The organism is Parapedobacter koreensis (genome assembly GCF_900109365.1).
Classification (GTDB): domain Bacteria; phylum Bacteroidota; class Bacteroidia; order Sphingobacteriales; family Sphingobacteriaceae; genus Parapedobacter; species Parapedobacter koreensis.
Genome location: NZ_FNZR01000001.1, coordinates 528288 through 542732, shown reverse-complemented (window position 1 = coordinate 542732; position 14445 = coordinate 528288). Strand labels below are relative to the sequence as shown.

Genomic DNA, 14445 nt, shown 5'->3' with positions numbered 1-14445 from the left:
GCAATATATGAAAATGCAGCAAAAATTACTTGCAAACTTATTGGAATGTACCATTCGCCCCTTGCTGGTGCTGATGGTCGTCACTGTTGGCTTTGCGTATGCATCGGCCAGCTATCAATCAATCGAAACCACGGGAACAATAGTGGATCAGGAAGGCATAGGCCTTGCTGGCGTAACCATCAACGTGAAAGGGACCAATCGGACAACGGTCACCGGGGCAGCTGGCACTTATCGGATAAGTCTTTCATCGGGGCAAGACGTATTGGTATTTAGTGCTGTGGGATACCAAACGCAGGAGGTTCCTGTCAATGGTCGGAACCGTATTGACATCGTAATGGATGCCGATGTGCGTGGACTTGAAGAGGTCGTGGTAACCGCCTTGGGTATCTCTCGGCAGTCCAAATCACTCGGCTATGCCGCGCAGGAAGTAAAAGGGGAAGAATTGACCCAGGTGCGGACATCCAATTTTGTGGATGGCCTGGCCGGAAAAGTGGCTGGGGTTACCATTGTAGGCAGCCCCTCCGGTATCGGCGGATCATCGCGGATAACCATCCGGGGGGACAAATCGCTTAATATCAATGCTAATCAGCCGTTATTTGTCATTGATGGTGTACCGATTACGAATGACCTGTTCGGGTCTTCGGGAAGAAATTTTCAGGAAACCGACTACGGCAATGGTGCCGGGCTGGTCAATCCGGATGATGTGGAATCGGTCTCTGTGTTGAAAGGTGCCAACGCATCAGCGTTGTATGGTTCACGTGCGGCAAATGGTGTTGTACTGATCACCACCAAATCGGGACGTGGACAACGTGGCATCGGCATCAGCGTAAATTCAAGCGTGACCTTTGATAATGCGCTGGTACTGCCCGAATTTCAAAACCGGTATGGTCAAGGCATCAATGGTGAGTTTAGTTTTGAGGACGGAGCCGGTGCAGGCCTGAATGATGGGGTGGATGAAAGCTGGGGGCCGCCGCTGGATGGGAGGCCGATTAGGCAATTTGATTCACCGACCTCAAATGGCTATCGGGGCGGGGACATCAACTTGGTAGATGATGGCCAGATAGGGAGCGCTGCGGATTTGGCAGCCCGTGGAGAGATTACGCCCACACCTTGGGTAGCTCGTCCGGACAACATCAAGAATTTTTATGAAACCGGAGCAACCTATATCAATAACGTGGCATTATCGGGATCCAATGAAAAAGGCGACTTCCGGTTTTCCTATACCAACTTTGACCAAACAGGTATCGTACCTAATACCGATCTGCAACGCAATACGTTTTCACTAAATGCGGGGTATAATTTGACGGACAAACTGGATGTGCGGGTATCGACCAACTATGTGAAGAGCAACAGCGATAACCGGCCAAACCTTACATACGGTACCGAAAATATCAACTATTTGCTGTATGGTTGGTTGGGCCGGCAGGTAGATCTGGAGCCGAAGAAATCGATCTGGATGATAGGCAGGGAAGACATTGCACAGTTCAACTCCAATTATAACTACCACGATAACCCGTACTTCAACCTTGGCATCAATACCAATAGCGTAAATGACAACCGGCTATATGGCAATGTGACGCTCAACTACCGGTTTAACGATTGGTTGAAAGCGTTTGCCCGTATCGGTACGGACTATACCGATCAATTGCGCAACAGACGCAGGGCATTCAGCACCCAGCGGTTTCCATTCGGTACGTACCGCGAAGCCCGGATTGCCAATGAGGAGCGCAATATGGACTTCCTCCTGACGTTTTCAAAACCTCTCGGGGCGATAAACTTGTCTGTCAATGCCGGTGGAAGCCAGCGCGACGTCCGGGGCAACTCCATTGACGTGAGTGCTCCCCAATTAATCATTCCCGGTATATTTTCATTGGGCAATGCCCGCGTGGCGTTGGTGTCCGAACAATCCAATGTGCGGAAAAAGGTAAACAGCTTCTACGGCTCGGCGCAGCTTGACTATAAGGACTTTCTCTTTTTGGAACTGACTGCGCGCAACGACTGGGCCAGCTCGCTGACCGTTCCGATGGGGGTGACGGCTACAGCTACGTCTACCAATTCCTACTTTTATCCATCTGCTTCATTGAGCGTAGTGTTTAATGGCTTTGTCACTTTGCCCAGCTGGTGGTCCTATGCCAAGCTGCGTACAGGTTTTGCGCAGGTGGGCAACGATACCGACCCCTATTCGTTTGCACAGCCCTATAATACCCTCGATCCTTTTGGCGCTTATCGTGCATTCTCGGAATCAGGGCGCCTGCCGAACTTCAATTTGAAGCCCGAAATCAGTGCATCGTATGAGGTCGGTACCGAACTCCGTTTCTTGGACAGCCGAATTAGCCTGGACTTTACGTATTACACCATCACGACGCGCAACCAGATTTTGACCAATGTACCCCTTACGGAAGCCAGCGGCTACACCAGCATGGTGTTGAATGCCGGGGAAATCCGCAACTGGGGCTATGAAGCCATGTTGAATACCGTGCCCGTACGGTCGGCAAATGGCTTCCAATGGGATTTGAATTTTAATTTTTCGGCTAACCGCAGCAAGGTGTTGGAATTGGCTCCTGACATGGGTATACGCAATTATCAGATGGCAGGGCGCTATGTATCCATTGAAGCCCGCGAAGGCGGACGCATGGGGGATATGTACGGATTGGGATATCGTCGAGTAGACGATACCAATAGTCCGTACTACGGCGAAATCATTTTTAATAATGACGGGAAGCCCTTGCCTACCGAAAATATTGTAAAACTTGGTAATTACAATCCCGACTGGCTATTGGGTGTGCGCAATGGGTTTGCCTGGAAAGGCGTAAACCTGGGCGTATTGTTCGATATCCGGTATGGCGGTGAAGTGTACTCCCATACGCAGGTGATAGGGCGTGAGACCGGCTCAATCATTGAAACCCTTGAAGGCCGTGCCGATGGCTATGACTTGAATGTGGAAGGTAATGGTGTAATCGGCAAAGGCGTTGTCCAAAATGAGGATGGATCCTATTCACCCAATGACGTGAAGCTGCCTGCCCGGGAATGGCACACTTCCTATACCCTTGGCAGAAGCCTGCTGGAAGGAGCGATCTTTGATGCTTCCTACATCAAATTGCGGGAAATCAGCGTCGGATATACGTTGCCTACACGCCTCATGGGTAGGCTGCCATTCCGTGATGTGCGCCTATCGGTGATTGGTCGCAACTTAGCGGTGTGGTCTGATGTACCCCACATCGACCCCGAAACGTCGGCCATGAGCGGTGGCACGATTGTACCGGGTGTAGAGGATATGGCCATGCCCTCTGCCAGAAGCTGGGGATTTAGTTTGAATTTCAGGTTATAATTACTAATGGCTTAAAAATCAACGATCATGAGACGTAAAATCCTATTGTTCGGCATCATGGCACTGCTTGTTTCGGTGTCATCATGCGATAATAATTTCGAGACGATCAACGAAAATCCCTATGCGATACTGAACGTCACACCGGATCTGCTCCTTCCTACCGTCATCCGGGGCTCGGTAAACCGCGTGATGGACGATGGCTGGTCCATCGGGAATATCGTCATCCAACAGACGGCCAAAATCCAGTTTGTCAATGAAGACCGCTACATCTGGGGCGATCGGTCTGGTCTATGGAGTAGCCTGTACGGTGTATTGCGGGATGTCAACAACCTTTATACCTTGAGCGATGCCTCTGGTTTCAACAACTACAAAGGTGTGTCATTGGTGATGAAGTCCTGGATTTTTTCGCTGCTGACCGATGCCTATGGCGATGTGCCTTATTCAGAAGCGATTAAGGGCAAGTCAGACGCTATCCTCACGCCAGTGTACGATCCTCAGGAACAAATTTATGAAGGTCTAATGGCCGATTTGGCTACTGCTAATGAATTGCTGGGCTCAACGGAAGAGGCGATAAATGGAGATATTCTCTTCGGCGGCGATGTGCAAGCCTGGAAGAAATTGGCCAATTCCCTGCGCCTACGGTATTTGATGCGTATTTCGAATCGGACAGACGTATCCACGGCAATGCGCAGCATCGTGGATAATCCCGGGCAATACCCGATTTTTGAAAGCAATGCTGACAATGCCACGTTGGAATACCTGGCCGAGGCACCCAACCAATTCCCCTTGCACACCACGCGTGTAGGTTCATTTGACGAATTTCGGTTGAGTAAGAACCTTGGCGATAAACTGCTGGCATTTCAGGATCCACGCATTGCGGTATTTGCACGGCACACGGCGGCAAGTGCCGGTACGTCCAATCCCGTATATGTAGGTATCCCCAATGGGTTGAGCGACGTGGATGCCTTCAACTACAACGGTGGCGTGCAGAATGTTTCGCGCTTGGGAAGTTTGTATTTCGAGGATGCCATTACGGCCCGTGGAAGGGAGGTAGCAAGGGGTTATGTCATGGCCTATCCTGAACTACAATTTATACTGGCCGAAGCGGCGCAGAAAGGACTGATTGCGGGTGATGCAGCAGCCTACTACCGCGATGGCATCACGGCAGCTTTTGAATATGTCGATACACCCATGCCCGCAGACTACCTGTCGCGCAGCGGTGTCGCTTTCCAAGCGGATAGGGCATTAGAACTCATCGGCACACAAAAGTGGATCGGCTTATTTTTCACTGGACTGGAGGCCTGGTTTGATTGGCGGAGGACGGATTATCCCGAAGTACTTGCTGGGCCGTCTAATCAAAACAGCGACCGCGTACCCGTACGGTATGCTTATCCATTGTCAGAGCAATCGCGCAATGGGGCCAACCGGGAGGCAGCGGTAAGCAGGCAAGGGGCTGACGATATCAATACCAAAGTTTGGTGGGATAATTAATTGCCAAACAGTACGGATATGATAAAATCCATTTCAAAAAAGCAGGGCATTGTGCTCATCATCATGATGTCCTGCCTTTTCCACCTCCATGCACAGCAACCTAACCACATAGTGGGGGATTGGTGGTTTTGGCCCGATTACACATTGGGCGAACGGGCAAAAAATACAAAAGATTACCAATGGCAGTATCCCCGTATGTTTTCACCGGCCGTTGTACAGGAAACGCTCCCATACCGCTTTCTTGATGTACACCCAACCGACAGGATTTCAAATATCCTGCCGGCTGGGTATATAACCGGACAAGCGTTTACCGTGGAGCTTTGGATGATAAACCACGTCAACCACCCTGTAGGGGCAGCCGTATTGATGCATCAACAACAATCGTCTACAGAATTATCGTGGCTGATGGGTTATTACCACAATCAATTGGTATTTTCAATTAGCCCGGAAAAGCCGGACACCGCAAGGGAGGCATCAACCATCAGCTACACACTTGAAAAACGGGGATGGAAAGGTCGTTGGTTGCATGTGGTAGGTACTTGCGATGGGCGACACCTTCGTCTTTTTGTCAACGGGGAATTGGTTGAAGAGCGTAGTGGCATGGCTTCTCCTCCACGTGGAGGCAACGATTTGGAAATCGCAGCTTATACGAAGCAGGAGCCGTACATGCAACTGGGCGATTTGGTGAAAAATGTGCGTCTACTGGATCATGCACTTAATCAAAACGAAATAACGGCTCGGTTCAGCCTGTTGCAAAACATGGTTGAAAACGGCAAGTTATTGCCTGATCAATTTCATTTCAACGCCGGACCTTACTTGAATGATGTCACGCAGGAAAGCATACAACTGGTGTGGGAAACTGATCGGCCGGCACGGGCTGTCGTTCGCTATGGGGAGACACTGCCGTTGATGGATAGCCTCGTACTGGCACCGCAAGCGGGCGAACGGCATGAGGGCATGGTAAGCAGCCACATCCGCAAAGCGAAATTAGACAAGTTGAAAGCGGGGACGCCGTACTTTTATGAAATTGAAGCCATAGATGCCGCTGGAGATACCATCCGATCGGGCATCTGCACATTCGGTACGGCTAAGCCTGCCGATACGCCCTATGCATTTGCGATTATCGGCGATACGGAAGGGCGGCCCCATATCAACAACCGGATTGCTCAGCTGGTATGGGATGAACGTCCGGATTTCGGCCTCCACCTGGGTGATATCACCGATGGAGGCGATAAGGACAATAAGTACGAATGGAATTACGAGTATTTCACCGGGATGGGGCAACTGGTGGAACGGCTTCCGTTTTTCACGGTACCCGGCAACGGTGAGGGCGATCTGTATTGGCACCTTCGGTACCATGCCTTGCCCGACACCCAAGCCTATTACCATTTTTCTTATGGCAATGCGGATTTTTTCATGCTGGATAGCAACAAGCCCGAAGAATTTGCACCCGGAGGCAAGCAATACCAGTGGCTGGAAGAAAAGCTGAAAGCTTCTACCGCACGGTGGAAATTTGTTGCCCATCATCATGCGGTATATTCGGCCGATGAGGATGACTACGGCAACTCGTGGAAAGAGAAGGCAGCCTTGGGTGATACTCACATACAAGAGATTGTGCCGCTATATGAAAAGTATGGCGTGGACATGGTATTTTATGGCCACCTTCATACCTATCAGCGGACATTCCCGCTGAAGGGCGGCCAAGCCGACAAGCAAGGCGTCATCTATATTCAGGCCGGCGGAGCAGGGGGCAACCTTGAAGATTTCACGCCCACGCGCGCCTGGTATAACGCAAAAACCTACCGGGGCCATCATTATTGCACCATACACATCATGGGCGATGAACTGAACTTTAAGATGTACGATGTGGATGGGCGGTTGCGTGATTACCTGGATAGGCATAAATCGGAGGATTGATGAGCGGACAAGGGACTTTCAAATCGGAGGCATCGCGGGAACAGGGCGACATCAATACCGGCGAATGGCGAAAAAATTATGTGAATGGGTTGGGTAAGGATACCCTGCGGTGGATTATGGAAGATGCAGACGTCTTCTTGCACCAAGCGCTTTCTACCCCGGTCATGAATGTATTGGCAAAAACCGAAGGCGAATACCTCTACGACTTACAGGGTAGGCGCTACCTCGACCTGCATGGTAATGGTGTGCATAATGCAGGTTTTTCAAATGCGTATGTCATCAATGCCGTTATCCATCAATTGCAGGAGAAGCTGGCTTTTACGCCAAGGCGGTATACCAATATTCCAACGATTCAATTGGCGAAAAAATTGATTGGCATCTCGCCCGGAGGTCTTTCGCGCGTCCTGTTTTGTCCCGGGGGCTCTGAAGCCATCGAAATGGCCATCATGCTGGCCAAACAAGTGACCGGACGTTGGAAGACCATCTCTTACTGGGATTCCTACCATGGTAATGGTTTTCAGGCATCCAGCGTTGGCGGGGAGGAACATTTCGCTTCCGGAAACGGGCCGATGGTTCCGGGAGCCTTCCATGTTGAATTTCCCAATTATTACCGCAATCCATGGGGATTGCAGGATGAAGAGGCCATTGATGAGCAATATATCCGCCAACTGGAGGTGATCATCCAACGCAACCCGGACATTGCAGCCTTGGTCGCCGAGCCGATATCGGCCACGCCGGTTGTGCCTTCACGCCATTATTGGGAACGGGTGAGGGCTATCTGTGACCAACACGGTATTGTGTTGATTTTTGACGAAATCATCGAAGGTTTGGGACGGACGGGCAAATGGTTTGCCTGCGAGCATTATGTGACGCCTGATATACTGGTACTCGGAAAGTCCCTCGGTGGCGGCTTGCTTCCTTTTGCAGGCATTGTTGCCAAAGAACAATTTAATGTAGTGCAACACCGCTCCATTGGCCATTACACCCATGAGAAAAATCCGCTTTGTGCAGCCGCCGGACTGGCGGCCATCCAGTTTATCGAACAGGAAGGATTGGTACGGCACGCAGCGAATATGGGCGTATACTTGATGGAACAATTGAAGATATTGAAAGCACGGTTTCCCGTGATAGGCCATGTAGCCGGAAAAGGCTTGCACATCGGCATCGACCTCGTGAGCAACCCGGCAACGAAGGAACGTGCCATGGATTATGCCGAATGGGCGATGTATGAAAGCCTCAAGCGCGGGGTGGCATTCAAGATCATTGAAGGAAACGTCATCACCATCCGTCCGGCATTGACCATCAGCCAATCCCAATGTGATGAGGTGGTGAGCGTACTGGCTGAAGTATTTTCGGTGGCGGATAAACAATAAATACGTAAATAAATAACAGCTAAATGGATATCGCATTAATCGTTTTTGATATAGCGGGTACGACCGTAAAAGACGACAACAAAGTGGGTGAGGCTTTTCGGGCTACGTTGGAGAAATTCGGGTACCACGTTCCCTTGGAACAAATAAACCCCTACATGGGTTATGAAAAACATGAAGCCATTAAGGAAATTCTGAAAACTCACCAAAATGGTGGCGCTACAATTGATGATGCACATATCTCGGCCATCCATCGGTCTTTCGTAGGTCGGATGATCCGGTATTATGAAACGTCGGATGAAATCGAGGCACTGCCTCATGTAGAAGAAACCTTTACGGTACTCCACCAAAAGGGGGTGAAAATAGCTATCAATACCGGTTTTTCGCGCAATATTGCGGACGTCATTGTCGAAAAACTCGGATGGTACGAAAGCGAACTTGTCGATTATGTAATCGCATCGGATGAGGTACCACGGGGAAGACCCTATCCCGATATGATCCGCCAATTGATGGCAAAAGCTGGGGTAACCGATCCGTTGAAGGTAGCTAAAGTAGGTGATACAGAAGTTGATATCAATGAAGGGAGAAACGCGGGTTGCAAATACATAATTGGCATCACTACTGGTGCATATGCGCGCGAAGAACTGCAAAAACACCATCCCACCCATATCGTAGACGATATTCGTGAAGTGGTGGATATCATCGAAAAGCAATAAGATCATGCAACTTCTTACCCTTCGGCGGCAATTGGCTCAGATGCCGTTTCTATACATGACCCTTATTACTGCGCTGGCCGCTTTCGGATGTTATACCAGCATGTATGCCTTCCGTAAGGCATTTACAGCGGGCACATTTGAGGAAATGCCTGTTTGGGGGATAGACTACAAAGTGTGGCTGGTCATTGCACAGGTATTCGGCTACATGCTCAGCAAATTTTACGGGATCAGGTTCATCGCCGAGCTGGGCTACCAAAAGCGGGGGTACAAAATTCTGTCACTGATAGGCCTTGCGTGGCTGGCCTTGTTGGGGTTTGCACTGATTCCGGCTCCTTATAACATCGTGTGCTTGTTTATCAATGGGTTGCCTTTAGGTGTAATTTGGGGATTGGTATTTTCGTATCTCGAAGGGCGGCGCACCACGGAATTTTTGGGTGCGGTGATGAGTGTAAGCCTTGTGTTTGCTTCGGGCTTCGTCAAGACGGTGGCGCGCACCTTGATGGACCGTATTGAGGTCAGCGAGTATTGGATGCCCTTCTATACCGGATTGTTATTTGTGATCCCGTTGGTCTGCTGCACGGCGTTGCTGGAAGCTGTTCCGCCACCGGACACGCGGGATAAGGCCTTGCGGACAGTAAGAGAACCGATGGGATCCCACGAACGGCGGGCTTTCCTCAAACGTTATTTGCCGGGCTTGTTGCTCACCATATTTACCTATTTGTTATTTACCATCATCCGCGATGTGCGGGATAATTTTGAAGTGGAAATCTGGTCGGATATCGGTGTAACAGGTGCAACTATCTATGCCCAGACGGACTCGGCCATTGCATTGGCCGTGCTCGTCATGATGGGATTGCTTATCTTTGTGAAGGATAACCTCAAGGCCTTCACGTTGATTCATTTGATGATCATCCTGGGCTGTGTGCTTGCTGGAATATCGACCTGGTTGTTTCAACACGGACAACTGGGGAGTATCGCGTGGATGAGTGTCGCTGGATTGGGGTTATACATGGTCTATATCCCTTACAACGCCATCTTTTTTGAACGGCTATTGGCAAGTTTCCAGCATCGCGGTAACATCGGTTTTGTGATGTACGTGGCTGATGCCATTGGTTACTTGGGCAGCGTGGCTGTATTGGTGGTTCGTGAATGGGGTTTTGTACATTTGAGCTGGGGGGCCTTTTTCCAGCAAGCGGTGATGATAGCGGCAATATTGGGGGGAGTTTGCGTAAGTCTATCGCTGTTGTATTTCAGGCAGAAGCGAGCCCGTCAGCAGGGCAACCAAGAGCAAGCATCATTGGAAGGAACAATTAGGTATTCAGGGATATGAACATTGGAACACAAAAGAACGCTGCCGTTATCGGAGCAGGTATCGTAGGATTGGCCACGGCTAAGGTATTGTCTGAAAAAGGCTATCGGGTGACCGTATATGAGCGGCATGCCAAGGCTGTGGGAGCATCGGTACGCAATTTTGGTATGGTATGGCCGGTAGGCCAGCCTGCTGGTGATGCTTACCAATGGGCCATCCGTTCGCGTGATACCTGGAAGACTATTGGCGCGAAAGCGGGTATATGGCATGAGCAAGTTGGCTCCTTGCACTTGGCCTACCGGGAAACCGAGCTGGCGGTAATGGAGGATTACGTTGCCCTATATGGCAATGAACGGGATTGTGCCATGCTGACTCCCGAACAGGTAGCGCAGCAATCCACTGCCGCCCATCTTACCGGGTTAAAAGGGGCGCTATGGAGCGCTGAGGAATTGATTGTGGATCCGCGGGAAGCCATTGCTAAAATTGCGGCGTACTTGGAAGAACAGCGGGGAGTCGTATTTAAGTGGAATACCGCCGTTAGCCGCATTGTGGAATCGGCCGTATATACAGCGGCTGGTGACATCCAGCGTGCGGATTTGATTGTGGTGTGCAGTGGTGCCGATTTTGAGACCTTGTATCCCGAGCTTTATGCCGCATCGCCCGTCACCAAATGCAAACTCCAAATGATGCGCCTGGTGGCGCAACCCGGCAATTGGCGAATAGGCCCATCCTTATGCGGCGGATTGTCCTTACTCCATTACGGCTCATTCCAGGCAGCATCGTCCATATCGGTCTTCCGCGAATGGGCTGAAAGGGAAATGCCTGAATATTTAAAATGGGGCATACATGTGATGGTATCGCAGCAGGGTAATGGTGAATTGACTATTGGCGATTCACATGAATATGGCCTTTGTCCGGATCCGTTCGATAGGCAAGTTATCAATACATTGATTTTAAATTATCTATCTCATTTTACGCAGTTTAAAGATTACCAACTGCTGGAATCTTGGAATGGCGTGTATGCCAAGATGACCAATGGTAGCAATCACTTGCTGCTCCGTCCTGAAGAAAATCTAATCATCCTGAATGCCCTGGGTGGAGCAGGAATGACGTTGTCTTTTGGGCTGGCGGAGCATGTGTTTAACTAAAATATACAACTATGGAATCAAGAAGATCATTTTTAAAAAAAGCCTCATTGCTTGCTGGAGCTGCGGCGGCGGTAAATGTATTACCACCATCCATCCAACGGGCGTTGGCCATCAATGCTGCGGCGGGGAGTACGTATTTGGATGCCGAGCACGTCGTTTTCCTGATGCAGGAAAACCGGTCATTCGACCACTGCTATGGTACATTGCGAGGTGTCCGTGGTTTCAATGACCCCCGGGCCATCACCCTGCCCGATGGCCTACCGGTATGGGTACAAACCAATGCGCAGGGGGAGCGTTATACCCCTTTCCGCTTGGATATCAAAAACACCAAAGCCACTTGGATGGGATCCTTGCCCCACGGCTGGCGGGATATGGTGCATGCCCGCAACGGGGGCAAGCTGGACACTTGGCTGGAAGCCAAGAAGGCCGGGAATCCGGAATACCGGCATATGCCGTTGACCATGGGGTACTATGATCGGGAAGATATTCCATTCTATTATGCGTTCGCAGATGCATTCACGGTATGCGACCAGCACTTCTGCTCATCACTCACCGGTACCAGTGCCAACCGATCGTATTTCTGGGCAGGCACTATCCGCGAAGAACCCCGCAATGGCGACTCAATAGCCCACGTCGATAATGGACAAATCAACTACAAAGACGTTAGTTGGAAGACTTATCCCGAGCGGTTGCAGGAAGCCGGTATTCCCTGGAAGGTATATCAAAATGAACTGAGCCTACCCGTGGGGTTTGAGGGAGAGGAAGAAGATTGGTTGGCCAACTTTACGGATAACAACCTGGAATTCCACAAGCAATACCATGTGCGTTTCCATCCAGCCCACCGGAAATATATGGAAAAACGTGCCGAACAACTCAAGAATGAAATAGCAGCGAATACGGCAGATACAGAAGCCTTAGCTGAAAAACAAAAACAATTGGCCCGCCTACAGGCGGATTTGGAGCAGTACACTGCCGCTAATTTCGATGCGCTGCCCGCATTGGAACGTGAAATCCATCGGCGGGCTTTCGTGACCAATACCGCCGATCCGGATTATGGCAGCTTGGAAACCATCCAGTATACGGATGACGAAGGGGAAAAGACCGTGCAGGTGCCAAAAGGCGACATCTTCCATCAATTCAGGAAGGATGTGTCGGAAGGGACATTGCCGACAGTCTCTTGGTTGGTTGCTCCATGTAATTTCTCCGATCATCCCGGCGCGCCTTGGTATGGCGCGTGGTATGTCTCAGAGGCGCTGGACATCCTGACCCAAAATCCAGAAGTATGGAAAAAGACTATTTTCATCTTGACATATGACGAAAACGATGGTTATTTTGACCATATCCCACCTTTTGTGCCACCGCTTACCGGCAGGATGGAGCAAGGAGCCGTGGCCAGTGGGGTGGACACATCGGACGAATACGTGACTGCCGCACAGGAAAAGATGCGCACAGGCAATCCGGAGGCGACGTTGGATAGCCCCATCGGACTGGGATTCCGGGTACCCTTGGTGGTCGCCTCGCCATGGAGCAAAGGTGGCTGGGTCAATTCGGAAGTGTTTGATCACACCTCTACATTGCAGTTCCTGGAACATTTTCTGGAGAAAAAAACGGGTAAGAAGATACAAGAGCCCAATATCAGTGGCTGGCGAAGGTTAGTGTGCGGTGACTTGACGTCTGTGTTCCGACCAGTGGAATCTACCATACAACCGGAATTGGAGGCCGTCGGACGCAACGCCTATGTGGAGCGTATATACTCTGCCAAGACAAAAGGACTACCCGGCAACTACCGGCTGTTTGATCCTGCGGCGCCCCTATGGCCCCAGCAGGAAACAGGCACTAAACCCGCTTGTGCCATACCTTATCACCTTGCGGTTACCGCTGGTTTGGACAAGGCGAAGGAAAGCTTAATGCTGCAATTTATAGCGGAGGACGACCTGCCCAAAACGAAGGTCATCGGTGTGCCTTTCCGGGTACATACCCTCGTTCCCTATTCACAAGATGCAACACCCGGAAGGACGTGGGATTTCGCTGTACGAGAGGCAGAGCCACTCACCTATGCTTGGCCACTACATAATTTTGCAGCAGGCACCTATCACGTGCAAGTACATGGCCCCAATGGGTTTTTTAGTGAATTTAAGGGAGATAAGCATGATCCCCGACTGCAAGTATTGGTTGCGCCGGATACCAAAGGTGGCCGGTTAGGCATCACGTGTATCACGGGAGAACAGTTGCAGGTAACGGTAAAAGACCGATCATACAAGGGACCGGAGAAAAGCTTCCTGGCCGGTACGGGCGAACCCCTGTGGCTGGATCTCACGGCTTCCGGCAGCTGGTACGATGTATCGGTACAGGTGGCGGGCTACCCCAATTACATGCAACGTTTTGCTGGCCATGTAGAAACCGGGAAACCCAGTATTACCGATCCACTAATGGGCAGTGTGGTATAGATATAACAATTTGATAATACGCGCGGCTGAACAGTAGGCCGTTTTTTTGAATAATTTTGATGCCGAAATAGGTACGCTTAGGCATTTATGACGGCGATCACGAAGAATACGTTCACAGAGTTGGAAGAAGTGGCTGAAATGGCCAATGGCAATATAAACGCTTTCAATCAACTGTATGAACGGTACCATAGGCGCGTCTACACCAACATCCTGAAGATGGTCAAGATTCCCGAATATGCGGAAGAGATTCTTCAGGATGTTTTTGTTTCGTTATGGCAAAACCGATTCAACATGCGTACAGGCCAGTCGGTAGGTGGGTGGTTATTTGTGGTGAGCTTCAATAAGTCATTGACCTTTCTGAAACGCCGATTGAAGGAGTCCATTGAATTTGTGGCGGCATATCCCTTCGAAATTGCCGAACAGGATGATACCGCGATGGAAGAAACTTATCGCTTGCAGATGGATCTGCTGGAAGAAGCGGTAGATGGCCTGCCGAAACGGAAGCGGGAAGTATTCAAACTGTGCAGGTATGAAGGCAAGTCAAAGGAAGCTGTCGCGGAGCAATTGGGCATATCACCTAAGTCAGTCAAAGATTACCTCAAACAATCCAATAAAGCCATTAAGGAATATATATCCATGCACTATCCCTATGCTGGTGAAGCGAGTCTGCTGTTGATTTGGCTGTGTATGTGATATTAATAATTAATTCATGATTTTTT

The 14445-nt window shown here is 50.2% G+C and carries 9 protein-coding genes; all 9 read left to right on the top strand.

Annotation, left to right across the window (positions count from 1 at the left end):
- The first annotated feature begins 13 nt into the window (after positions 1–13).
- Positions 14–3328: a SusC/RagA family TonB-linked outer membrane protein gene (locus tag BMW65_RS02250; RefSeq protein WP_245747452.1), complete on the top strand. Its 3315-nt coding sequence runs from the start codon at positions 14–16 to the stop codon at positions 3326–3328.
- 27 nt (positions 3329–3355) lie between these two features.
- Entirely contained in the window at positions 3356–4819 is a 1464-nt protein-coding gene (locus BMW65_RS02245) for a SusD/RagB family nutrient-binding outer membrane lipoprotein (protein ID WP_090602421.1), read from the top strand.
- An 18-nt stretch (positions 4820–4837) separates the two neighbouring features.
- A complete protein-coding gene (locus BMW65_RS02240) occupies positions 4838–6736 on the top strand; it encodes a metallophosphoesterase (protein ID WP_090602420.1) in 1899 nt (632 codons plus the stop codon).
- Positions 6736–8109: a (R)-1-hydroxy-2-aminoethylphosphonate ammonia-lyase gene (pbfA, locus tag BMW65_RS02235; RefSeq protein ID WP_090602418.1), complete on the top strand. Its 1374-nt coding sequence runs from the start codon at positions 6736–6738 to the stop codon at positions 8107–8109. The genes BMW65_RS02240 and pbfA overlap by 1 nt, the downstream gene beginning before the upstream one ends.
- A gap of 23 nt (positions 8110–8132) precedes the next feature.
- Complete coding sequence (locus BMW65_RS02230) at positions 8133–8822, top strand: HAD-IA family hydrolase (RefSeq protein ID WP_090602416.1); 690 nt, start codon at positions 8133–8135, stop codon at positions 8820–8822.
- A 4-nt stretch (positions 8823–8826) separates the two neighbouring features.
- Positions 8827–10152, top strand: coding sequence for a DUF5690 family protein (locus tag BMW65_RS02225; protein WP_177180960.1), 1326 nt, complete (start codon positions 8827–8829; stop codon positions 10150–10152).
- Complete coding sequence (locus tag BMW65_RS02220) at positions 10149–11279, top strand: TIGR03364 family FAD-dependent oxidoreductase (RefSeq protein WP_090602415.1); 1131 nt, start codon at positions 10149–10151, stop codon at positions 11277–11279. The genes BMW65_RS02225 and BMW65_RS02220 overlap by 4 nt, the downstream gene beginning before the upstream one ends.
- 11 nt (positions 11280–11290) lie before the next feature.
- Positions 11291–13726 (top strand): phosphocholine-specific phospholipase C, encoded by a 2436-nt coding sequence (locus BMW65_RS02215; RefSeq protein WP_090602413.1) that lies wholly within the window; start codon positions 11291–11293, stop codon positions 13724–13726.
- A gap of 87 nt (positions 13727–13813) precedes the next feature.
- Positions 13814–14419, top strand: coding sequence for an RNA polymerase sigma factor (locus BMW65_RS02210; protein ID WP_090602412.1), 606 nt, complete (start codon positions 13814–13816; stop codon positions 14417–14419).
- The last annotated feature ends 26 nt before the right edge of the window (positions 14420–14445 follow it).

Coding starts and splice junctions, on each gene's coding strand:
- pbfA (WP_090602418.1), top strand. CDS start 6,736: ATGAGCGGACAAGGGACTTTCAAATCGGAGGCATCGCGGGAACAGGGC.
- BMW65_RS02240 (WP_090602420.1), top strand. CDS start 4,838: ATGATAAAATCCATTTCAAAAAAGCAGGGCATTGTGCTCATCATCATG.
- BMW65_RS02220 (WP_090602415.1), top strand. CDS start 10,149: ATGAACATTGGAACACAAAAGAACGCTGCCGTTATCGGAGCAGGTATC.
- BMW65_RS02250 (WP_245747452.1), top strand. CDS start 14: ATGCAGCAAAAATTACTTGCAAACTTATTGGAATGTACCATTCGCCCC.
- BMW65_RS02245 (WP_090602421.1), top strand. CDS start 3,356: ATGAGACGTAAAATCCTATTGTTCGGCATCATGGCACTGCTTGTTTCG.
- BMW65_RS02230 (WP_090602416.1), top strand. CDS start 8,133: ATGGATATCGCATTAATCGTTTTTGATATAGCGGGTACGACCGTAAAA.
- BMW65_RS02225 (WP_177180960.1), top strand. CDS start 8,827: ATGCAACTTCTTACCCTTCGGCGGCAATTGGCTCAGATGCCGTTTCTA.
- BMW65_RS02215 (WP_090602413.1), top strand. CDS start 11,291: ATGGAATCAAGAAGATCATTTTTAAAAAAAGCCTCATTGCTTGCTGGA.
- BMW65_RS02210 (WP_090602412.1), top strand. CDS start 13,814: ATGACGGCGATCACGAAGAATACGTTCACAGAGTTGGAAGAAGTGGCT.